The sequence below is a fragment of the Vibrio lentus genome (assembly GCF_002875945.1).
GTDB classification, from domain to species: domain Bacteria; phylum Pseudomonadota; class Gammaproteobacteria; order Enterobacterales; family Vibrionaceae; genus Vibrio; species Vibrio apostichopi.
Genome location: NZ_MCZK01000101.1, coordinates 120,231 through 141,383, shown reverse-complemented (window position 1 = coordinate 141,383; position 21,153 = coordinate 120,231). Strand labels below are relative to the sequence as shown.

Annotated in this window: 21 protein-coding genes and 1 other annotated feature; of the genes, 11 read left to right on the top strand and 10 right to left on the bottom strand. The window is 44.7% G+C overall.

Annotation, left to right across the window (positions count from 1 at the left end):
• Nucleotides 1–77: 77 nt before the first annotated feature.
• Nucleotides 78–845: a nucleotidyltransferase gene (locus BCT49_RS08245; protein WP_102434826.1), complete on the bottom strand. Its 768-nt coding sequence runs from the start codon at nt 843–845 to the stop codon at nt 78–80.
• Nucleotides 846–982: 137 nt separating this feature from the next.
• On the opposite strand from BCT49_RS08245, the gene efpL reads away from it, so the two are divergent.
• The 3 genes from efpL to BCT49_RS08230 all read left to right on the top strand — a co-directional run bounded on the left by efpL (nt 983) and on the right by BCT49_RS08230 (nt 2,473).
• Entirely contained in the window at nt 983–1,552 is a 570-nt protein-coding gene (gene efpL / locus BCT49_RS08240) for an elongation factor P-like protein EfpL (protein ID WP_009848748.1), read from the top strand.
• A 10-nt stretch (nt 1,553–1,562) separates the two neighbouring features.
• Nucleotides 1,563–1,892: an HI1450 family dsDNA-mimic protein gene (locus BCT49_RS08235; RefSeq protein WP_102434825.1), complete on the top strand. Its 330-nt coding sequence runs from the start codon at nt 1,563–1,565 to the stop codon at nt 1,890–1,892.
• Nucleotides 1,893–1,981: 89 nt separating this feature from the next.
• Nucleotides 1,982–2,473 carry an RNA methyltransferase gene (locus BCT49_RS08230; protein WP_004729783.1) on the top strand — a complete coding sequence of 164 codons (492 nt, stop codon included), beginning with the start codon at nt 1,982–1,984 and terminating at the stop codon, nt 2,471–2,473.
• 179 nt (nt 2,474–2,652) lie between these two features.
• On the opposite strand, the gene rluB is transcribed toward BCT49_RS08230, so the two are convergent.
• From rluB to rnm, 3 genes are all read right to left on the bottom strand, one after another.
• Nucleotides 2,653–3,681, bottom strand: a complete 1,029-nt coding sequence (rluB, locus tag BCT49_RS08225; RefSeq protein ID WP_017104066.1) for a 23S rRNA pseudouridine(2605) synthase RluB — start codon at nt 3,679–3,681, stop codon at nt 2,653–2,655.
• Nucleotides 3,682–3,840: 159 nt separating this feature from the next.
• A complete protein-coding gene (locus BCT49_RS08220) occupies nt 3,841–4,461 on the bottom strand; it encodes an L-threonylcarbamoyladenylate synthase (protein ID WP_102434824.1) in 621 nt (206 codons plus the stop codon).
• Between the two features lie 62 nt (nt 4,462–4,523).
• Nucleotides 4,524–5,378 carry an RNase RNM gene (gene rnm, locus BCT49_RS08215; RefSeq protein ID WP_009848752.1) on the bottom strand — a complete coding sequence of 285 codons (855 nt, stop codon included), beginning with the start codon at nt 5,376–5,378 and terminating at the stop codon, nt 4,524–4,526.
• Nucleotides 5,379–5,498: 120 nt separating this feature from the next.
• Here rnm and BCT49_RS08210 point away from each other — a divergent pair, with 120 nt between their 5' ends.
• The 7 genes from BCT49_RS08210 to trpA all read left to right on the top strand — a co-directional run bounded on the left by BCT49_RS08210 (nt 5,499) and on the right by trpA (nt 12,649).
• Nucleotides 5,499–5,624: a trp operon leader peptide gene (locus BCT49_RS08210; protein WP_009848753.1), complete on the top strand. Its 126-nt coding sequence runs from the start codon at nt 5,499–5,501 to the stop codon at nt 5,622–5,624.
• Nucleotides 5,571–5,685: a sequence feature (Trp leader region), on the top strand. (Overlaps the previous gene by 54 nt.)
• 125 nt (nt 5,686–5,810) lie before the next feature.
• A complete protein-coding gene (locus BCT49_RS08205) occupies nt 5,811–7,400 on the top strand; it encodes an anthranilate synthase component 1 (RefSeq protein ID WP_102434823.1) in 1,590 nt (529 codons plus the stop codon).
• A gap of 2 nt (nt 7,401–7,402) precedes the next feature.
• Nucleotides 7,403–8,029, top strand: coding sequence for an aminodeoxychorismate/anthranilate synthase component II (locus BCT49_RS08200; RefSeq protein ID WP_102434822.1), 627 nt, complete (start codon nt 7,403–7,405; stop codon nt 8,027–8,029).
• Nucleotides 8,030–8,038: 9 nt separating this feature from the next.
• Entirely contained in the window at nt 8,039–9,034 is a 996-nt protein-coding gene (trpD, locus tag BCT49_RS08195) for an anthranilate phosphoribosyltransferase (RefSeq protein ID WP_102434821.1), read from the top strand.
• Nucleotides 9,035–9,054: 20 nt separating this feature from the next.
• On the top strand, nt 9,055–10,506 hold the full coding sequence (gene trpCF / locus BCT49_RS08190; protein ID WP_102434820.1) for a bifunctional indole-3-glycerol-phosphate synthase TrpC/phosphoribosylanthranilate isomerase TrpF: 1,452 nt from the start codon (nt 9,055–9,057) through the stop codon (nt 10,504–10,506).
• A gap of 146 nt (nt 10,507–10,652) precedes the next feature.
• Nucleotides 10,653–11,843 carry a tryptophan synthase subunit beta gene (trpB, locus tag BCT49_RS08185; RefSeq protein ID WP_017067402.1) on the top strand — a complete coding sequence of 397 codons (1,191 nt, stop codon included), beginning with the start codon at nt 10,653–10,655 and terminating at the stop codon, nt 11,841–11,843.
• Nucleotides 11,843–12,649 carry a tryptophan synthase subunit alpha gene (gene trpA, locus BCT49_RS08180; protein ID WP_102434819.1) on the top strand — a complete coding sequence of 269 codons (807 nt, stop codon included), beginning with the start codon at nt 11,843–11,845 and terminating at the stop codon, nt 12,647–12,649. The genes trpB and trpA overlap by 1 nt, the downstream gene beginning before the upstream one ends.
• A gap of 116 nt (nt 12,650–12,765) precedes the next feature.
• On the opposite strand, the gene BCT49_RS08175 is transcribed toward trpA, so the two are convergent.
• Both BCT49_RS08175 and BCT49_RS08170 read right to left on the bottom strand, forming a co-directional pair.
• Nucleotides 12,766–13,563 carry a slipin family protein gene (locus tag BCT49_RS08175; RefSeq protein ID WP_102434818.1) on the bottom strand — a complete coding sequence of 266 codons (798 nt, stop codon included), beginning with the start codon at nt 13,561–13,563 and terminating at the stop codon, nt 12,766–12,768.
• A gap of 82 nt (nt 13,564–13,645) precedes the next feature.
• On the bottom strand, nt 13,646–15,052 hold the full coding sequence (locus BCT49_RS08170) for an NfeD family protein (RefSeq protein ID WP_102434817.1): 1,407 nt from the start codon (nt 15,050–15,052) through the stop codon (nt 13,646–13,648).
• 468 nt (nt 15,053–15,520) lie between these two features.
• Between BCT49_RS08170 and BCT49_RS08165 the strand changes: the two genes are divergently transcribed.
• Nucleotides 15,521–16,780, top strand: a complete 1,260-nt coding sequence (locus BCT49_RS08165; protein ID WP_102434816.1) for a dicarboxylate/amino acid:cation symporter — start codon at nt 15,521–15,523, stop codon at nt 16,778–16,780.
• 171 nt (nt 16,781–16,951) lie between these two features.
• On the opposite strand, the gene BCT49_RS08160 is transcribed toward BCT49_RS08165, so the two are convergent.
• From BCT49_RS08160 to BCT49_RS08145, 4 genes are all read right to left on the bottom strand, one after another.
• Nucleotides 16,952–18,259 carry a TRAP transporter large permease gene (locus BCT49_RS08160; RefSeq protein ID WP_102434815.1) on the bottom strand — a complete coding sequence of 436 codons (1,308 nt, stop codon included), beginning with the start codon at nt 18,257–18,259 and terminating at the stop codon, nt 16,952–16,954.
• Nucleotides 18,260–18,280: 21 nt separating this feature from the next.
• A complete protein-coding gene (locus tag BCT49_RS08155) occupies nt 18,281–18,760 on the bottom strand; it encodes a TRAP transporter small permease (RefSeq protein ID WP_102434814.1) in 480 nt (159 codons plus the stop codon).
• A gap of 66 nt (nt 18,761–18,826) precedes the next feature.
• The gene (locus BCT49_RS08150) at nt 18,827–19,786 is read right to left on the bottom strand and encodes a TRAP transporter substrate-binding protein (RefSeq protein WP_102434813.1); all 960 of its coding nucleotides are present in this window, start codon (nt 19,784–19,786) and stop codon (nt 18,827–18,829) included.
• A gap of 590 nt (nt 19,787–20,376) precedes the next feature.
• Nucleotides 20,377–21,150, bottom strand: coding sequence for an ABC transporter substrate-binding protein (locus BCT49_RS08145; protein ID WP_102434898.1), 774 nt, complete (start codon nt 21,148–21,150; stop codon nt 20,377–20,379).
• Between the last annotated feature and the right edge of the window lie 3 nt (nt 21,151–21,153).

Sequence of the window (21,153 nt, the reverse complement as noted above, 5' to 3'; positions counted from 1 at the left end):
CAGACATCAAAACAAAAAAAGCAGAGGAGTGTTTAACTCGCTCTGCTTTTTCAGATCAATGGATAGCTTACGAAGCCCTACCCGATTCGAAACTCAGTTTTCTGATACTGCTTAACCAGCCATTCACCAAAGCCATCAAGAATACCTATCACCGAACGTTTAGGAATCGCACGTCCAGACAACAAAATACCCAACCTTTGAATCTCGACTTCTTTCTCTGGATGATATCTTAAGAACTGCCGACCGCACTCCATAGGCGCATCGAACCAGTTCTTGTCTCGGTACATGATCAATGAGTAACTGGCTCGCAGGAGCTTCTTGGCAATAATCACCTGCGCGGCGACTTGTTGTTCTGGCGTTGTTGCTCGGGCAATCTTATTACGATAAACCGCTAGCCAGTTTTCCGCATCCATATTCCAGTGCTTGGCAATTTCCCAACTCGTTTCGAAATCACCATAGCAGTCTGATAAGTCTTCACCATGTACACACACGGCTAAATGCTTGAGCATAAAGCCCCACGTAAAGATGTTGTCGAAATCAACGATCTCGCTCACCAAGGTGGTTTTGATTGCCACTTGTGTGACCTGAGGGAAGCTCTTTTGGAAGCGCCACTTGATGGTATTCAGCAGCGTGGTTCGTTGATCTGGGAAAGGACGATGGGTAACCACCACCACATCTAGATTCGAGCGACCGACAACGGCTTGCTTACGCGCCACACTGCCATAAACATAGACACTGTGCAGATTAGAACCTAACCCACCTTTTAGAAAGGTAATCAGATCGTTAACCACAGGTTGAAATTCAGGTTGAAATGGCTGTGTTGGGTCAATAACAGGTAGCTGCATAGGTCGTTTCGGTAAATAAAATAATGATTTAACTGTCTCTCTATGATCGCTTAGGTGACTTTATGATTCAAGCTATTCCTATTTATAGCGTCTACGAGATATAATCACCGGATAGACCCAATAAGGACAAACACAAAATGCCTAGAGCAAGTGAGATTAAAAAAGGTTTTGCGATCAATGTTGATGGCAAAACAGTACTAGTTAAAGATATCGAAGTAACAACACCAGGTGGCCGTGGTGGTCAAAAGATTTACCGCTTCCGTGGTCACGATGTAGCAACTGGCGTTAAAACAGAGGTTCGTCACAAGGCTGACGAAATCGTTGAAACTATCGACGTAACTAAACGTGCAGTGATGTTCTCTTACGTTGATGGCAACGAGTACATCTTCATGGATAATGAAGATTACACACAGTTCATCTTCAACGGTGAAATGATCGAAGACGAACTGCTGTTCATCAACGAAGATACGCAAGGTATGTACGCGATTCTTATCGACGGTACTGCAGCGACTCTTGAACTACCAACTTCAGTTGAGCTAGTAATCGAAGAGACAGACCCTTCAATCAAAGGTGCTTCTGCTTCAGCTCGTACTAAGCCAGCTCGTCTATCTACAGGCCTTACTGTTCAAGTTCCTGAGTACATTGCAACTGGCGACAAAGTTGTTGTGAACACAGCTGAACGTAAATACATGAACCGCGCAAGCTAAGATACTGATTATGACCGAAGCTAACGACCTAATGTCTTACGACGACGCAATTGACACTGCATACGACATCTTTCTAGAGATGGCTGCTGATAATCTTGAACCTGCAGACGTGATCTTATTCACCGCTCAGTTTGAAGATCGTGGCGCTGCAGAACTTGTTGAAACTGGTGACGATTGGGTTGAACATGTTGGCTTTGAAGTCGACAAAGAGATCTACGCTGAAGTACGCATTGGTCTTGTAAATGAAGCTGATGATGTCTTAGATGACGTATTCGCTCGTCTGCTGATCAGCCGTGCCCCTGAACACAAGTTCTGTCACATGTTGTGGAAACGCGACTAGGCTCTTCTTAAACCAGCTCAGAGTACTGAGCTGGTTTTCTTACGACTTCATAGCCTCATCACTTTACCAAACTGCAACTCTACAAAATTATGACCAAAGCAAAGACAGATACCCTATCCAAAGGCTATGCCTGTGTTGGATTAGTAAACCCCAAAACCCCTGAAAATGTTGGCTCAGTAATGCGAGCTGCTGGTTGCTACGGAGCAAACTCTGTATTTTATACTGGTACCCGTTATGACCACGCTCGACAATTTCATACCGACACCAAAGAAAAGCACCTTGAGTTGCCATTAATTGGTGTTGAAGATCTTAAAGATATTATTCCTGTTGGCTGCGTGCCCATCGCGGTTGATTTGATAGAAGGCGCTAAGCCTCTGCCTGATTATAAGCACCCACCTCGTGCTTTTTATATCTTCGGCCCTGAAGATGGGACTCTGAAAAAAGAGATCACAGACTTCTGTCGTGAAACCATCTACGTTCCGACTAATGGCTGCATGAACCTTGCTGCTGCGGTCAATGTTATTTTGTATGACCGCATGGCGAAGGGTGACAACTTCTCGAATCATTTGAAAGTGACCTAATATCAATCGTAGCGAGTCAGCCGAGCTGGCTAAGCACTTCTAGCTAGTTAATCACTTCTAACTAGTTAAGCACTTCCACATGATTTGAACTGCGCCATATTCAAGACATAAAAAAACCTGCTAAATTAGCAGGTTTTTTTGTATTCGAAACATTGGATTAAGCTTCAGAATCCACGTAATTACTTACGTGATCTTGGCTTAGCCGGTTTAGCCGGGCGTCCGTTGTTCAGTTTAGGCTTTTTGGTAGACTGAGGTTTACCATTGGTCGCTGGAGCACTACGACCTGAATCAGGTGTTGTAGTACCGCGAGTTGCAGGCTTCTTACGCTTAGTCTGGTTACTACGGCCTTTAGGAGCATTTGCGCGCTCTTCGTGACGCTTAACAGCACGACGAATTTTCTGGCTACGAGAACGCTCACGCTTACGAGAAGTGTTTGCAGGATCAAGGTCCAACAATGTCTCTTTTTCTGGCTGAAGTTCAACAAGCTCACGCAAGTAGTTTACTTCTTGAAGATCTAGCTCTTTCCAACCGCCACGAGGCAGTTTCTTATCAAGGTAGATATCACCGTAACGTACACGTTTCAGGCGGCTTACTGTTGTTTCTTGTGATTCCCAAAGACGACGAACCTCACGGTTACGACCTTCGTTAATTGCTACGTAGAAAGTATGGTTCATACCTTCACCGCCAGCGTAAACCACATCTTCGAAACGAGCCATACCATCTTCAAGTTGAACGCCACGAGTCACGTTCTTAACTTTTTGCTCTGTTACTTCACCAAATACACGTACTAGGTACTCACGCTCAACCTGACGGCTTGGGTGCATTAGGCGGTTTGCTAGTTCACCATCGGTTGTGAACAACAGTAGGCCTGATGTGTTTGCATCAAGACGACCAACTGAAATCCAACGAGAACCACGGATCTTAGGTAGACGATCGAAAACAGTACGGCGACCTTCAGGATCGTGACGAGTACAAAGCTCACCTTCAGGTTTGTAGTAAGCAAGTACACGACAAACCACTTCTTCAGAGGCTTTGCCTGTAATTGTGTGGCCATCGATACGGATCACTGAGTTCTCGTCTTCAAGACGCTCACCCAATTTCGCAACTTGACCGTTAACACTTACACGACCAGATTTGATTAAACCTTCTAGTTCACGACGAGAACCGTGACCAGCTCGCGCTAAAACCTTCTGTAATTTTTCGCTCATTTACTCTTTTCTACCTAATTGTCGTCTTCACAGACGTCGAATGAATTTTTCGCGACCAAAACGCGGTCGCGTATTATCGCAAATAACCTGCCAAAAAGCACTTGTTATTTACTCTGGCAGGTTTGCTGTTTCGTTACAGACTGTTAATCAGTAACGCTATTATTCAAACGGCGCTGGATCACCGGCACCACGACGTAAAACAACCGCGTCATCGTCACTGAAGTCAATCACTGTAGTAGGTTGCTCACCTAGGTAGCCGCCATTCAAAATGACATCAACCGCATGTTCTAGGCTGTCGCGAATTTCTTCTGGATCCGATTCAGTTGTCTCGTTACCCTGTAGGATTAGCGAGGTCGACATCAAAGGCTCACCCATCGCTTCTAGAAGGTCTAGGGCAATTTTGTTGTCTGGTACACGAATACCAATCGTTTTACGCTTAGCGTTCATCAAACGCTTTGGCACTTCTTTTGTTGCTTTGAAAATAAACGTGTAAGCACCTGGCGTGTGCGCCTTAAGCAGACGGAAAGCCACATTATCTACTCGTGCATACAGTGACAACTCAGAGAGGTCACGGCATAACAAAGTGAAATTGTGCTTATCATCGATTCGACGAATTTTACAGATACGTTCGAGTGCTTGTTTATTCTCAAGCTGACAACCCAGTGCGTAACCTGAATCTGTTGGATAAACCACAACGCCGCCATTGCGAATAATCGCAACCGCTTGAGTAATTAAGCGCGCTTGTGGGTTATCTGGGTGTACATAAAAAAACTGGCTCATTGTTGATCCTCGTTATCGAATCTCTCGACTCTATCATCAGAAGGAGCTGGCTCACCTAAAGACTATTCAGATGGTGAAACCGTTTGAAACTCCCAATCTTTCCATACTTCTTCGACCCCAGAAGGTAGCCAGAGATTACGTCCAAGTTCCATCCATGGGGATGGGTAATGGAAGTCGCTGCCTTGGGAGGCTAATAGTTTGTATTGTATAGCATAATCCGCAAGTGTGCGTCTTTCTTGTTGCGCTTGCTGAGGTTGAGCCACTTCCATGGCGTCACCATTTGCTTCAACAAATGCAGCGAGCAGACGTTTAACCCACTTGGCTGTAAGGCCATATCGCGCAGGGTGTGCTAATACCGCTTGACCACCAGCCGCATGAATAGCCGTTACAGCATCACTCATTGAGCACCATGTTGGCGGCACATAACCTGGGTTGTTGCGCGTAAGAAACTTTTTAAACACCTGCTGCATGGTTTTCGCGTAGCCGTTGTCGACTAACCACTTCGCAAAGTGCGCTCGAGTAATTGGTGCATCACCAGCAATCAACTTAACTTCTTCCAAAACGCCTTCACGGGTCGCTTTCTCGAGTCGCTGAGCAATCATCTCAGCACGTCCGACACGGTGTTGCTTCTGTTGTTCAATTAACGCTTTCAATTCTGGAGATTCAGGATCGACGTTTAACCCAACAATATGGATATCTTTGTTTTGCCAAACGGTTGAGATCTCGATGCCGTTAATCAACTGAATAGGAAGATTGTTATCAGCAATATAGCTGCGTGCTTCTGCAAGCCCATCAGTCGTATCATGATCTGTAATCGCTAACGCTTCGATGTTAAAGCCTAACGCTCGGTCAATCAGTTCAGGTGGAGTAAGTCGGCCATCTGAGGCTGTTGTATGACTATGTAGATCAATTCTCATATATTCTTTTTCATTGTTTTCAATTTTTATCGTTATATTTGTGTAAACGCACTTGACCTGCAAGCGCAAAACTAGTTAACTAGTACACAAATACGAAGTATCACATTTGATAGGTTCACTATGTTACAAGAATTTAACCAAAACCATAAAGATAAAGTTTTAGAACTTTCTTCAGTAGAAGCAAGTTCAGAGCTTAATTGGTGGCGCACTTGGACAAGTTCTTGGTGGGCCAACGTGTACTTCTAATTAAACAGTTTGTTTATAAAAAAGTTATCACTAAGCCCGCTTTCATAGCGGGCTTTTTAATTTGTCGAACATCTCACATTCAACTGACTAACAAATCAACGAATTGACCATATTCTAGATTGGGTGAACGGTATCTTTATGCGACTATGTACGGCAGGAAATTTAAAGAATCATAAAGGAGGTCTTGTGAACAAGGCCATTGAAATCAAAAAGCTGGGAACCATTGAGGTCATCAATTCTTCCGTTCCTTACTCGCAAGATCCAACCAGTGTTTTTCATACTCTGTGTGAAAACAAAACAGACAGTCTGCTGTTGGAATCTGCTGAGATTGAATCTAAACAGAACCTGACAAGCCTACTCCTTATCGACTCTGCTGTTCGCATCGTATGTCGCGGACATGAAGTAACCTTTCAAGCGTTGACTCAAAATGGTCAAGCGCTTATCGAACACCTAGCTCAAAACGTTAAAACAGAGATCAAATCTGACCTTACGGATAACGTATTGACGCTGACGTTTGTCGAGCCAAGCAATGAATTAGACGAAGACTCACGTTTAAGAGAAGCGTCTTCATTCGATGCACTGCGTTTGGTTCAACACAGCTTTGAGCAAGACGCGGATAACAAGCACGCGTTATTCATGGCTGGCCTATTCGCTTACGACATCGTGGCGAACTTTGAACCTCTAGGCGATGCTGAAGCAACCAACAACTGCCCTGACTTTGTTTTCTACGTTGCTGAGACACTATTACGTTTCGACCACCAAGAGAACGAAGGTCTGCTTCACGCAAGCTTGTTCACTCAAGATGAAAGCATTAAAGCGCAACTGACTGAGCGCCTAGCCGACATTCAAACACAGTGTCAGTCATTGAAGGCGATCACAGAAGTCACGCCGCTCGACAATGTTGACGCGGTACCAAGCGTTTCAGATGAAGACTTCTGCCAAACGGTTCGTGACCTAAAAGAGTACGTAGTAAAAGGCGATGTATTCCAAGTGGTACCTTCACGTCGCTTCACGCTACCTTGCCCTGCTCCACTGGCGGCTTACAAAGAACTCAAGCAAAGTAACCCAAGCCCTTACATGTTCTATATGCAAGATGAGCTGTTTACTCTGTTTGGTGCTTCTCCAGAAAGCGCGTTGAAGTACGAAACTGAAACCAACCAAATCGAAATTTACCCAATTGCGGGTACTCGTCGTCGCGGTAAGCGTCCTGACGGTCAAATCGATTTCGACCTAGATAGCCGTATCGAGCTTGAACTGCGTACCGACAAGAAAGAAAACGCTGAACACATGATGCTGGTCGACCTAGCACGTAACGATGTGGCGCGTATTGCAGAAGCAGGCACTCGCCACGTAGCAGATTTGCTAAAAGTGGATCGCTACAGCCATGTGATGCACTTAGTTTCTCGTGTTGTTGGTCAGCTACGTGAAGACTTAGATGCCCTACACGCTTACCAAGCTTGCATGAACATGGGTACGTTAACAGGCGCACCAAAAATCCGCGCAATGCAGCTTATCCGTGACGTAGAGAAAACACGTCGTGGTAGCTACGGCGGTGCGGTGGGTTACCTAACCGGTGAAGGCACGTTAGATACGTGTATCGTAATTCGCTCAGCTTACGTTGAAGATGGCGTTGCACAAGTGCAGGCTGGCGCGGGCGTGGTATTCGATTCAGACCCACAAGCAGAAGCAGATGAAACTCGCGGCAAAGCTCAAGCGGTTATCTCAGCGATTCAAGCAGCTCATACTAAAAACCTAACAAGTAAGAAGGAGTCGTAATCATGGCTGATATTGTATTCATCGATAACTTCGACTCGTTCACCTACAACCTTGTTGACCAGTTTCGTTCATTAGGTCACAGCGTGAAGATTTACCGTAACAACATTCCTGCAAAGGTCGTTGAAGCGGCGATCAACGAATTAGATAACCCGGTTGCACTGCTTTCACCGGGCCCTGGCGCTCCAGCAGACGCGGGCTGCATGCCAGAGCTGATTCAATTGCTAAAAGGTAAAGTGCCAATGATTGGTATTTGCTTAGGTCACCAAGCGATTGTTGAAGCCTACGGCGGCACCGTTGCAGGCGCAGGCGAAATCATTCATGGTAAGGTGTCGATGATGGAACACCAGAATCATGCAACTTACCAAGGCTTACCTTCGCCACTGGCTATTGCTCGCTACCACTCTTTGGTTGCAACACATGTATCCGATAGCCTAACAGTGACAGCTGAAGTCGATGACTTGGTGATGTCTGTAGTTCAAGAACAAGACAGGGTGTGTGGATTCCAATTCCACCCTGAATCAATTATGACGACCTACGGTGCAACGCTTCTAGCAAACGCTATCGAATGGGCTCTTGAGAAACCTCTTCACCTAGAGAAAAGCTCTACCCTTGAGAAGAACGAGAAATAGGAAACGATCATGGAACAGATTAATAAACTTTACGAACAGCAGTCTCTTACTCAAGAAGAAAGCCAACAGTTGTTTGATGTGATCATCAAGGGTGAGCTCGATCCAATCTTGATGGCTTCGGCACTGACTGCACTAAAAATCAAAGGCGAAACGCCCGATGAGATCGCAGGTGCGGCGAAAGCACTGCTTGCCAATGCAAACCCGTTCCCACGTCCTGATTACGATTTCGCTGACATCGTGGGTACAGGTGGCGACGGTCATAACACCATTAATATTTCGACGACTTCTGCATTTGTAGCAGCAGCGTGTGGCTTAAAAATAGCTAAGCACGGCAACCGCAGTGTATCGAGCAAATCAGGCTCTTCTGACCTACTGGATTCGTTCGGCATTAATTTAGCGATGACAGCAGAAGACACACGCACTGCAGTCGACGAACTTGGCGTAGCATTCCTATTTGCTCCGCAATATCACGTTGGTGTACGTCATGCGATGCCTGTTCGTCAAACAATGAAAACACGCACGATCTTCAACATCCTTGGCCCACTGATTAACCCTGCTCGCCCTAACATCGAGTTAATGGGTGTTTACAGCAAAGAGCTAGTACGCCCTATCGCGGAAACCATGCTGAAAATGGGTATGAAGCGTGCTGCGGTTGTTCACGGTAGCGGCCTTGATGAAGTCGCTATTCACGGCGAGACCATCGTTGCTGAAATTAAAGATGGCAAAATTCACGAGTACACAGTGACACCGGCTGACTTTGGTTTGAACACTCACCCGCTTGAAGCAATCAAGGGCGGCGAGCCAGAAGAGAACAAAGCCATCACTACGGATATCCTGACGGGTAAAGGCACAGATGCTCAAGTTGGCGCTGTGGCCGTCAACGTGGCTCTGCTGATGCGTCTATTTGGTCACGAAGATCTAAAAGCCAACGCACAGCAAGCGATTGACGCGATGAACTCTGGCAAAGCGTACGAGCTTGTACAAAAGCTTGCTGCACACGCCTAACGAACGACGAGACAAAGAACATGACACAGACTACCGATAAACTGTCGACCCACGTTTCAGTCAAAGAAGCTGAAATGGCGGAAGTACTAGCAAAAATCGTTCGTGATAAATACCAATGGGTTGCAGAGCGTAAGCAAATTCAACCATTGGATGAGTTTAAATCGGCGTTAACCGCAACAGACCGCAGCTTTTATGATGCTCTGAGCGGTGAACAAACGGTTTTCATCACTGAATGTAAGAAGGCATCTCCGTCAAAAGGTTTGATCCGTGACGAGTTTGATTTGGACTACATTGCATCGGTGTACAACAACCACGCCAACGCAATATCAGTTCTGACCGACGAGAAGTACTTCCAAGGTGACTTTGAGTTTTTACCTAAGGTTCGCAGCATTGCTAAGCAACCTATTCTGTGCAAAGACTTCATGGTTGATACTTACCAAGTTTACCTAGCTCGTCACTACTCAGCTGACGCAATTTTGCTAATGCTATCGGTATTGGATGACGAAGAGTACCAAGCACTTGCTGAAGTCGCTCACTCGCTAAACATGGGTGTACTTACCGAAGTCAGCAACGAAGAAGAGCTTCACCGCGCAGTCGCTTTAGAAGCAAAAGTGATCGGTATTAATAACCGTAACCTGCGTGACCTTTCGACTGATTTGAACCGTACTAAGGAATTGGCTCCGCTAATTCGCGAACTCGCTCCAGAAGCGATTGTCATTTCTGAGTCGGGTATCTACAACCACCAGCAAGTACGTGACCTTTCAACATTTGCAGACGGCTTCCTTATCGGCAGCTCTCTCATGGCTGAAAAGAACCTTGAACTTGCGGTACGTAAAGTAACGCTTGGTGAAAACAAGGTCTGTGGTTTGACTCACTCTGACGATGCAGCGAAGGCTTATCAAGCTGGTGCAGTATTCGGTGGTCTGATTTTCGTTGAAGCATCTAAGCGTCATGTGGATATCGAAGCAGCTCGTTTAACCATGAGCGGCGCACCTTTGAACTACGTGGGCGTGTTCCAAAACCATAGCGTTACTGACGTTGCAAAAACGGTTTCTGAGCTAGGTTTGTTTGCGGTGCAACTGCACGGTGATGAGTCTCAAGCATTTGTAGATGAGTTGAAACAATCACTACCTGAAAGCGTTGAGATTTGGAAAGCTTACGGTGTGGCTTCTGACGCTGAAAACGGTGCTAAAAGCGCGCTACCAGAATTACTGAAAAGCAACGTGACTCGTCACCTGCTAGATACTAAAGTGGGTTCTCAAACTGGCGGTACAGGCCGAGCGTTCGATTGGAGCCTAATCAACAACCAAAGCGCAATCATGTTAGCAGGTGGGCTAAACCCAGAAAATGCTAACCAAGCGGCTAAGTTGGGGTGTTTAGGATTAGACCTAAACTCTGGTGTTGAATCCGCTCCAGGTAAAAAAGACGCAGACAAGCTGCAACGTGCTTTTGCAGCGATTCGTAATTACTAGTCTGGCTTCTAGAACTTAAAACCTAGAAACCAGAACTAGAAAGCAGAAACTAAAAACATATTTGTGGGCTTTGCCTTTTGCGAAGCTCAAACCAGATTAAATGACTTGGTGTGAATACACATCGATAGAATTGAAGGAATAACACAATGGCTAAACTCGATGCCTACTTTGGTGAATACGGTGGTCAATACGTACCGCAGATCCTAGTGCCAGCACTAGACCAACTAGAACAAGCGTTTATCGATGCACAAGCCGATCCTGAGTTCCGCAGCGAATTCATGACGCTTCTGCAAGAGTACGCAGGTCGTCCAACGGCACTAACGTTGGCTCGTAACCTAACTAAAGGTACAAAAACCAAACTGTACCTAAAGCGTGAAGATCTACTTCACGGCGGTGCTCACAAGACAAACCAAGTACTTGGCCAAGCACTACTAGCAAAACGTATGGGTAAGCAAGAAATCATCGCTGAAACAGGCGCAGGCCAACACGGCGTTGCTACCGCTCTAGCTTGTGCTCTACTAGGCCTTAAGTGTCGCGTTTACATGGGCGCTAAAGACGTTGAACGTCAAAGCCCGAACGTATTCCGTATGAAACTAATGGGCGCAGAGGTTATCCCTGTTCATTCAGGTTCTTCAACGCTAAAAGATGCATGTAATGAAGCGCTACGTGACTGGTCTGCAACTTACGAAGATGCACACTACCTATTGGGTACTGCGGCTGGCCCTCACCCATTCCCAACCATCGTTCGTGATTTCCAACGCATGATTGGTGAAGAAACGAAGAACCAAATCCTGGCTCGTGAAGGTCGCCTTCCAGATGCGGTTATCGCTTGTGTCGGCGGTGGTTCAAACGCTATCGGTATGTTCGCCGACTTCATTGAAGAAGAGTCTGTTCGCCTAATCGGTGTAGAGCCTGCTGGTAAAGGTATTGATACCGACCAACACGGCGCGCCACTTAAGCACGGTAAAACCGGTATCTTCTTTGGTATGAAAGCACCATTGATGCAAGATGAGAACGGCCAAGTAGAAGAGTCTTACTCTGTTTCTGCGGGTCTAGATTTCCCATCAGTTGGTCCTCAACACGCGCACCTAAATGCGATTGGCCGTGCTGAATACGACAACGTGACCGATGACGAAGCGCTAGAAGCGTTCCAATTGATTGCACGTAAAGAAGGTATTATCGCAGCGCTAGAGTCATCTCATGCTTTGGCTCATGCTGTTAAAATGGCTCACGATGACCCAGAGAAAGAACAGCTATTAGTGGTTAATCTATCTGGTCGTGGTGATAAAGACATCTTCTCTGTACACGACATTCTTAAAGAGAAAGGAGCATTATAATGGATCGCTATCAATCACTCTTCACTCGCTTAGCTGAAAAGAATCAGGGCGCATTTGTACCATTCGTAACGGTTGGCGATCCTAACCCTGAGCAGTCTCTTAAGATCATGGAAACACTCGTTGAAGCGGGTGCTGATGCACTTGAGCTTGGTATCCCATTCTCAGATCCACTTGCTGATGGCCCAACAATCCAAGGCGCGAACATTCGTGCTTTAGATTCCAAAGTCACGCCAGATGTGTGTTTTGATCTTATTGGTCAAATTCGCGCTAAATACCCAGAACTGCCAATCGGCCTACTGATGTACGCGAACTTGGTTTACGCACGTGGTATAGAAAATTTTTACGAACGCTGCGCAAAAGCAGGTATCGATTCAGTATTGATTGCTGATGTACCAACCAACGAAAGCGGTGAGTTTGTTGCTGCAGCGAAGAAGTTTGGTATTCACCCAATCTTTATTGCTCCACCAACAGCAAGCGATGAAACACTTCAGTCAGTATCTGAGTTAGGTGGTGGTTACACTTACCTACTTTCTCGCTCAGGCGTAACAGGTGCTGAAACAAAAGCAAACATGCCAGTAACGGCACTGCTTGACCGCTTGAACAAGTTCGATGCGCCACCAGCACTGCTTGGTTTCGGTATCTCGGCTCCTGAGCAAGTGAAAGAAGCGATTGTAGCGGGCGCTGCAGGTGCTATCTCTGGCTCAGCCGTTGTGAAAATCATTGAAAACAACGTTGAACAACCAGAAGCAATGCTTAAAGCACTTGCGGAGTTTGTAACGCCAATGAAAGCGGCTACGCAGAAATAATCGACGGTCATTAAATAGACGCTCGTAATCAATGGTCATTTAATAGAACCAGCGATTCAAATAGTAAAAGGCTCCACAGTTGTGGAGCCTTTTTTATTGCTCTTCATTTGAGCCAATCACTCATCGGCTTTCATCGCTTTCTTGATTGCAGCCTCATTGAGTGTCGCTTTGATCGGGTCGGTTATCTTCTCCACTAGATCGATGGGCATTGGAAAGATGATGGTAGAGGTTCTTTCGTTAGCCACCTCGGTTAGCGTTTGCATATATCGCAATTGAATGGCGTTAGGCGCTTGATTCAACACCTCCGCGGCTTCGCGCAACTTAGAGGATGCTTCAAGCTCACCAGTCGCATGTATTACCTTAGCTCGACGAGAACGTTCGGCTTCCGCTTGTTTAGCAAGAGCTCGCACCATGCTGTCATCCAGATCAACATGCTTAATCTCGACATTGGCAATCTTGATCCCCCAATTATCGGTATGTTGATCCAAGATCGCTTGTAAGTCTCTATTAAGCTCTTCACGCTCAGACAACAGCTCATCCAACTCATGCTGACCGAGTACCGAACGCAGCGTTGTTTGTGACAGTTGACTGGTCGCTTCGAGGTAGTTCTCTACGTTATTGATCGCCATCTTCGGATCCAGCACTCGGAAATAGACCACGGCATTCACCTTGACCGACACGTTATCGCGTGTGATCAAATCTTGCGTCGGTACGTCCAACACGATAGTTCGAAGATCCACTCTTACGATTTGTTGAATGAAAGGAATGATGATAATCAACCCCGGCCCTTTCACACCGTAAAAGCGCCCAAGGAAGAACACCACTGCACGCTCGTACTCGCGCAGCACTTTGAACATACTGGCTATCAACAAGATAACGAGCACAATGACAATACCTATAGTGTGTATAAACATAACCGCCCCCTAATGGTAACGATGGCTAAGCAATTAATAATCCAATAACGTTTGTACTAGCACTCCACGCTAACAGTCCGCGCTAGCGAGATTTCGATGATGTATCATCGGGCAGCGCTTCAACATCCAAAGATAACCCCGTCAGCTTGGTGACTCTGATGATCTGCCCTGCTTGCAGTTCACTCGCGCATTTGGCTTGCCAGATCTCACCTTCGACCAATACTCGACCTGCGCCAGGGAAACCGCTTACCACTTTGCCCGTGTCACCGACAACCGCTTCCATCCCTGTGGTCACTGGTTTGTTTCTCACTCGGACTAGCATTGATATTGTTACGACGATAAAGGCGACAGAGAACAAACTGATTCCAATAATTAACGGTAATGCGATTTGGTAACCCGGTACCTCAGTGTCCATCAGCATGATTGAGCCCAGTGTAAATGCGGCAACGCCACCCAAACCGAAAATACCAAAGCTCGGGCTAAAGGCCTCTGCCACCATTAAGGCAATTCCCAATAGAATTAAGGCAAGGCCCGCGTAACTCACAGGCAGCATTTGTAAGGAATACATGGCGAGTAGCAAACAAATACCCCCTAATACACCCGGTAAACCGACGCCGGGGTTATAGAACTCAAGGAGCAAGCCATAGATACCGATGAGCATCAGAATGTAAGCAACATTTGGATTAGTAATCACCGAAAGCAAACTGAAGCGCCAATCTTGCTCTCGCTCGACAAAAGCCACCTCACTGAGCTGAATTTCCTGGCTGACACCATTGATTATGATGGTGCGTCCATTACTCAACTCAACCAATTGCTGTAGGTCGCTCGCGATGAAATCAATCACATTCAATGTGAGCGCATTGTCTGAATCCAAGCTTGCTGCTTCTCTTACCGCCTTCTCTGCCCACTCTTCATTACGATTGTGCAGCTTAGCCAAACTTACGATATAAGCCGCTGCATCGTTAATGACTTTCTTTTCCATCGCTGTGGTAGCTTTCACCTGATCAGAGTTTTGTGGTTCTTGATTACCGTCATTTTCTGCATAAGTGTCGTCGTCTTTGTTGGTGTCATCTTGAGGGGATAAAGGATTTGAAGGCGCTTTACCGCCACCTAGAGAAACTGGGGTAGCTGCACCTAAGTTGGTACCGGGGGCCATTGAAGCAATGTGGCTGGCTAGCAAGATATACGTCCCCGCGCTCGCAGCACGTGAGCCTGCAGGCCCCACCCATGTAGCAACGGGAATAGGCGATGTCGTGATCGCTCTAATGATGTCTCGCATCGACGTATCTAAACCGCCGGGCGTGTTCATTTTCAATATGATGAGCTTAGCTTGCTCATCATGAGCTTGTTCTATCTCTCTGGTGAGGTAGTCACTCGTTGCAGGTCCAATACCACCATTAATCTCAATAACCCAAACATCATCAGCCTGAGCTAAGGCAGAACTAAATAGCAGAAGGAACGCAAATAAGCACTTTGATATAAAAGTCATGCATCTTCTCCTTACAACTGAGATGCTAGATTGACGTTTTATTCAAGCGTAGAGGTAACATCTTGGTAATAAATAGATACCTTAAGCATAGTTCAGGCTAAATTTCGCACAACCAACATCTCATCTTCTCTTTTCCTAAACTTGTATAAAAAGCACTCGCCAATGAAGATTAAATGTTAATAAAAATGAGTTAACAGAACCCCACCAAAAGCATTCATAAAACAACACCGTTCAAACTTTTTATAAATTAAACAAATAACGCATCAACCAAAAACAAAGGCAAACGTTTGCCCAGTATAAAAAAACACCTAATAGCGATTCAGCTCCGGTTTTTAAGAGACTTTCACCTCCGCTCATATTGATAAATGTAAAGGATACGTGTAAAACTCTTCGCGAAATATTTATCCAATGGTACATCGTACATTGGTGAGTAATTCTGGGATTTTTATATTTAGTAGCACAGAGGTTATGGAAGTGTTAAAAGAAAAGAGTTTACTAAGCAACATCGGCATTCAAGTCGTTATTGCAATGATCATCGGTACCGTAGTCGGCGCGATGATGGGTGACAGCGCAACAATGTTCGCTCCACTGGGTGCTATCTTCATCAACTTGATCAAGATGTTGGTTATTCCTCTAGTAGCGGTTGCTCTAATTTCAGGAGCTGCAGGTCTAGGTAATAGCTCATCGGCAGGTAAAGTCGGTGTAACAACACTGGGTTACTTTGCACTAACGTCTGCACTTGCTGTAGCACTAGCGCTTGTAATGGGTGAAGTATTCGAACCGGGTCGCGGTATCGATGTTTCTGGCGTTGAAGGTATGTTCTCTTCAGAATACGCTGCGAAAGGCGAGCTTCCAACGTTCTGGGCAACCATCACTGGCATGATCCCTACCAACGTTTTCCAATCATTGAATGAAGCAAACATTCTGCAAATTCTCGTTTTCTGCTTGTTCTTTGGTATTGCGATTTCTAAACAAGCAAAAGAGAAACGTGACCCTATCATCAACGGTGTAAATGCTATCGTTGACGCTATGGTATGGATGATCAACAAAGTTATGATCATTGCACCACTTGGCGTATTCGGCCTAATGGCTGAAGCAGTAGGTACGTTTGGTTTTGGCGCGCTTATGGTTGTGTTCAAACTGTTCGTTGTTTACATCGCTGCGATTCTTATCTTCGGCTTTGTTGCTTACCCACTGATGATTCAAATCTTCACTAAGACTTCAGCGAAGAAGTTCCTAGTAGCAATGAAGAAGCCTCAAGCGGTTGCACTATCAACAGCCTCTTCAATGGCGACACTACCAGTAACAATGGAAACAGTAGAGAAAGAACTTGGCGTTCGTAACTCTACCGCTTCATTCGTTCTGCCTTTAGGCGCGACGATCAACATGTCTGGTAACGCAATTTACTACGGCCTAGTGGCTATCTTCTTCGCACAACTGTTCAACATCGACCTGTCTATGGGTGCTTACGTTGCTATCATCGTAACCTCTACGCTAGGTGCTGTTGGTCAAGCGGGTGTTCCAGGTCCTTCTTTCCTAGTGGTTGCAGTTCTTCTAGCAGCAGGTATCCCTATCGAAGGCCTACCTCTGTTGTTCGCTCTAGACCGTATCTTCGACATGATTCGTACTGCTCTAAACATCACTGGTGATGCAGCATGTGCAGTAATCGTTGATTCTCTAATCAAAGACGAAGAACAAGAAGCAGAGCTACAAAAGCAGCAAGCTTAGTCAAAAGACAACATGCTTAATTAAAATTTAAGCAGATTAGTTATTAATGTCTTTTAATAAATAAAAACCGCCTTCATTTGAAGGCGGTTTTTTTAGTTTAAATAGTCAGCTGTTTTTAAAAAATCGATGGTTCATTTTTCGTATAGAACTGTCACTATTTATTATCTGTTATTAGTTGATTAAACCAAATGCACGAGGCAGCGCTAAACTAATTTCAGGAATGAAGGTAATGGCCAATAATGTGACGATCAATACGGCACAAAACGGCATGATACTTCTAATAACATTTTCAATTTTGGAGCCACTGACACTACAACCTACAAATAGTGCCGTGCCAACGGGTGGCGTTGCAATGCCAATACATAAGTTGAAGATAATCATCATCGCAAAGTGAATTGGATGCATGCCTAAATGCTCAGCAATCGGCATAAAGATAGGGGTAAAGATCAATACGGCGGGCGTAAGGTCCATAAACATACCCACGATCAGTAGAATCAGATTCATCAGAATAAAGATGATAATCGGATTATCTGAAATAGAGAGCATCCAATCGCTGATCATTGTTGGTAGACCAGTAAAAGCCATTGCCCATGACATGATGGTTGAAGCACCAATCAAGAACAACATAGTGCCAGTGACCTGAACGGTTTCTCTACAAATTATCGGGAAGTGCGCCCATTTGAGGGTTCGGTAACAGAGTGACAATATAAAAGAGTAAAGAACCGCTATACATGCCCCTTCTGTAGCAGTGAATATACCGCCAATAATACCGCCAATAACAACAACAATAAGCCCTAAGCTTGGTGTTGCTTGCCAAACAATATTCAGCACATCTTTCGTTGTGAAGCCGTCATTCGCACTTGTTTTGTAGCCTTTCTTTTTAGCGATGAAATAGGCTACGACCATGCAACTTAAACCCATTAAAATACCTGGGACATAACCGGCGATAAACAACGCCGCTACGGATGTTCCACCCGATACCACTGAAAATACGATCAATGAATTACTCGGCGGTATTAGCAAGCCTGCTGGGCAAGATGCAACGTTTACTGCTGTTGCTAAGTTTTTATCATAACCATCTTTTTCTAATTCAGGGCCTAAGGTTTTACCAACCGCCGCAGCCGCAGCAACGGCGGATCCTGACACAGCGCCAAACATCATATTTGCAAAGATATTTACGTGAAAAAGTGAGCCAGGGATCCAACCAACCAAGAGCTTTGCAAGATTGATGAGTCGACTCGCGATGCCACCCACATTCATTATGTTACCAGCGAGGATAAAGAAAGGGATTGCTAATAAACTGAAACTATCGATACCGGTAATAATTTTTTGACCCGCAGTAATACTTGCGACTTCAAACGGTAAGATGAAATACATGATCGTTAAAGAAGACATAGCAATTGCAATCGCAATAGGCATGCTTATCGCGATCATGAATAAGAAGAGGCCTAGCAGCCAAACACCAATGGACAAATCCATAATATAGAGTCCTTTTATAACTTACTTTTTGTTGGGTTCACAAAAAAGATCAAACGTATTCATGACCAAATAGATGAGGATAATAACGGCTGAAATCGGCAATATTGAATAAACCGTCGACATCGGTAATTGCAGTGCTGGAGATAGTTGTTGTGTGGTTCTTCCCATTAGGGCGATGCCACCTTGAAGCATTGCTAAAAATACAAATGCGCCAGAAATGGTATTGATGAGTACGTGCAATGCGATATGTGCTTTACCCTTAAGATAACCATCCAATAACGTTATAGCCAAATGTCCTCTGATACCGAATAAATAGCTTGCTCCTAATAAGCCAAGCCATACCATCGCATAACGAGCAAGTTCATCAGTCCAGTTACTTGGGTCATTCAAAACATAACGACTAAAAACCTGCCAAGTGACGGTAACGACAAGTAACATTAATGCGAAAGAAGAGACAAAAAGAATCAACCTATCAAGTAGGTTTCTGAAAGTTGCTAACATGGTGTGATACCTCAAAAATTTTGCCTTAGCAAAGCCAAGGCAAAATTATATTTTCACTAATACTGGTTAAAGAACTTCAATTTTTTCAATGAATGAAGCTAATTTAGGGTCTTTTTTCGCTTCATCAATCATAGGTTTAACAGCTGCACGGAAAGGGGCTTTATCAACTTCAACAAACGTTACGCCTGCTTTCATTCCTTTCTCTTTGTTCATGTCATCTGTTGCGTCCCAGATTTTGATCTGCTCTTCAAGAGACTCAGCTGCTGCTTCCTTTAAGATTTTTTGTTCTTCTGCAGTTAGTGAGGCCCATTTATATTCTGAAATGATGATCACATCTGGTGTCATCATGTGCTGATCCATAGAATAAAATTTAGCAACTTCACTGTGTTTCATTTCAACTAAGCTAGAAATATTGTTTTCAGCACCATCAATTACGCCTTGTTGCAGTGCCGTGTATACCTCATTGAAAGGTACAGGTGTTGCTTTACCACCTAATAGGTTGACCATTTCCATCATGGTTGGAGAACCAGGAACTCGAACTTTCATTCCCGCCAGATCGGCCGGCGAGTTAATTGCTTTTTTAGCGTAGAAGCTACGTGTACCTGAATCATAAAATGTAAGTCCAATGAAGCCTTTACCTTCGCTTGAAAGCAGCATCTCTTGTGCCGCTTCACTTCGCATGAACGTTCTCATATGTGGAACATCACGGAATAAGAAAGGCAGTGCATTAACCTTAAACGTTGGTTCAAAAGATTCAGCTAATCCACCATTGATTTTCGCCATATCAATCGCGCCAGTAACAACTTGCTCAGCTTGATCACGCTCAGAGCCTAATTGACCGTTTGGAAAGATCTTAATCGTAAGGTCACCATTCGATTTTTCTTTAACTTTATCAGCCATGATCACCATGCCTTGGTGAGCAGCGCTTTCTAATGACATTGCATGTCCTAGGGTCAAAGTTTTTGCTTGAGCTCCAAATGCCATGAGAATTGATGCCGCAGCAATCGTCAGTAGGTGTTTTTTCATGTTCTTCTCCAGAATCCATTTTTGTAAGAGGTACAGTTGTATATGTCACGTTAGAACCGAGCTAGAGATCTAAAAATCAATTGCATATCGCTCATGACTTTAACGCTTCATTACAATATTCTTACCTCATGCATTTTGTATTACAATACTATGTGTATATTTTGTGAGCTAAGGTTCATCTATACGCCGGAGAGCTGAATTGATTGTGATACCAATCATATTTGACACCAATTAAACCATTAAGCAGTCTAACTTCGGATTTTTTGGGGATTTCGAGCACTTCCAACTGCTTTTAGAACAATCTGTTAGCAAAAAATACATTTGCACATTTGTGTTATTTTAAGACCCAGAGTTCGTTTATGGAGCACGAGCAAAGAAGGTCTTATCGATTGAAAAGCGAGTCGTCAACTGTGATTTCTGAGGTGGTAGAGATAAAGTTTTAGGCTAAACGTATGGAAAAAGAATGGATAAGCAGGGATAAAGGCAATAGAGAGAAACTTGATAGGACGAATTGTTTGTAACAAAAATCCGAGAACCTCACAGCTCTCGGATTTTTATTTTTAGTGATTCAGTTTTAGGCGTTAGACGAATTACAAATCAGCGCCATAAATATCAAACGTGAAGTACTTGGCAGCAATTTTGTCGTAAGTACCGTTCGCTCTGATCTGTTCGATGGCGGTATTGAATTGTTTCGCCAGCTTTGAATCCTGCTTTCTTAACGCTAATGCCGTGCCTTCGCCAATGTAGGCTTTGTCGGTCACTGCTTTGCCTTTGAATTCAAAACCCTCTCCCTCTTTCTTGTCTAAGAAAGCGAGTGATAGTTGATCGGAGTTACCAAACGTTAGATCTAAACGACCATTCTGCATATCAAGGTAGACTTCGTCTTGTCCTGTGTAACGCTTGATGTTTACGATGTCGCCAAACTTATCAGTGACGTAACGGTCGTGAATCGTGCCCTGCTGCACACCAATGGTTTTACCCGCTAAGCCGGCCTCATCTATACTAAATTCTGCGCTTTTAGCAGCAACAAATACGGCTGGTGTTTGGTAATACTTATCGGTGAACAAGATTTTGCGCTTACGCTCTTCGGTAATACGCATCGAAGCCATGATCACATCTGACTTTCTCGCCAATAGACTTGGAATCAACGAATCCCAGCTTTGTGATACCCAAGTACAATCCAACTTCGCTTGTTCACACAAGGCGTCAGCTATTTCAATATCAAACCCAACAGGTTTACCTTCGCTGTTTTTGTAGTTGAATGGCGGATACGTAAAGTCTGACGCCAAACGGATTTCTTTTGCCTGTACTGTGGTACCAAGTAAAGCAGCCGCACAAGCGAGTCCTAGTATTATCTTTTTCATCAT

Bases quoted from the DNA above. Each gene is read 5' to 3' on its own strand.
- BCT49_RS08245 (WP_102434826.1), bottom strand. From the start codon at position 845: ATGCAGCTACCTGTTATTGACCCAACACAGCCATTTCAACCTGAATTT.
- BCT49_RS08200 (WP_102434822.1), top strand. From the start codon at position 7,403: ATGGCTGATATTGTATTCATCGATAACTTCGACTCGTTCACCTACAAC.
- rluB (WP_017104066.1), bottom strand. From the start codon at position 3,681: ATGAGCGAAAAATTACAGAAGGTTTTAGCGCGAGCTGGTCACGGTTCT.
- BCT49_RS08150 (WP_102434813.1), bottom strand. From the start codon at position 19,786: ATGAAAAAACACCTACTGACGATTGCTGCGGCATCAATTCTCATGGCA.
- BCT49_RS08220 (WP_102434824.1), bottom strand. From the start codon at position 4,461: ATGAGCCAGTTTTTTTATGTACACCCAGATAACCCACAAGCGCGCTTA.
- trpA (WP_102434819.1), top strand. From the start codon at position 11,843: ATGGATCGCTATCAATCACTCTTCACTCGCTTAGCTGAAAAGAATCAG.
- rnm (WP_009848752.1), bottom strand. From the start codon at position 5,378: ATGAGAATTGATCTACATAGTCATACAACAGCCTCAGATGGCCGACTT.
- BCT49_RS08160 (WP_102434815.1), bottom strand. From the start codon at position 18,259: ATGGATTTGTCCATTGGTGTTTGGCTGCTAGGCCTCTTCTTATTCATG.
- BCT49_RS08155 (WP_102434814.1), bottom strand. From the start codon at position 18,760: ATGTTAGCAACTTTCAGAAACCTACTTGATAGGTTGATTCTTTTTGTC.
- BCT49_RS08170 (WP_102434817.1), bottom strand. From the start codon at position 15,052: ATGACTTTTATATCAAAGTGCTTATTTGCGTTCCTTCTGCTATTTAGT.
- BCT49_RS08165 (WP_102434816.1), top strand. From the start codon at position 15,521: ATGGAAGTGTTAAAAGAAAAGAGTTTACTAAGCAACATCGGCATTCAA.
- BCT49_RS08145 (WP_102434898.1), bottom strand. From the start codon at position 21,150: ATGAAAAAGATAATACTAGGACTCGCTTGTGCGGCTGCTTTACTTGGT.
- efpL (WP_009848748.1), top strand. From the start codon at position 983: ATGCCTAGAGCAAGTGAGATTAAAAAAGGTTTTGCGATCAATGTTGAT.
- BCT49_RS08210 (WP_009848753.1), top strand. From the start codon at position 5,499: ATGTTACAAGAATTTAACCAAAACCATAAAGATAAAGTTTTAGAACTT.
- trpD (WP_102434821.1), top strand. From the start codon at position 8,039: ATGGAACAGATTAATAAACTTTACGAACAGCAGTCTCTTACTCAAGAA.
- trpCF (WP_102434820.1), top strand. From the start codon at position 9,055: ATGACACAGACTACCGATAAACTGTCGACCCACGTTTCAGTCAAAGAA.
- trpB (WP_017067402.1), top strand. From the start codon at position 10,653: ATGGCTAAACTCGATGCCTACTTTGGTGAATACGGTGGTCAATACGTA.
- BCT49_RS08175 (WP_102434818.1), bottom strand. From the start codon at position 13,563: ATGTTTATACACACTATAGGTATTGTCATTGTGCTCGTTATCTTGTTG.
- BCT49_RS08235 (WP_102434825.1), top strand. From the start codon at position 1,563: ATGACCGAAGCTAACGACCTAATGTCTTACGACGACGCAATTGACACT.
- BCT49_RS08230 (WP_004729783.1), top strand. From the start codon at position 1,982: ATGACCAAAGCAAAGACAGATACCCTATCCAAAGGCTATGCCTGTGTT.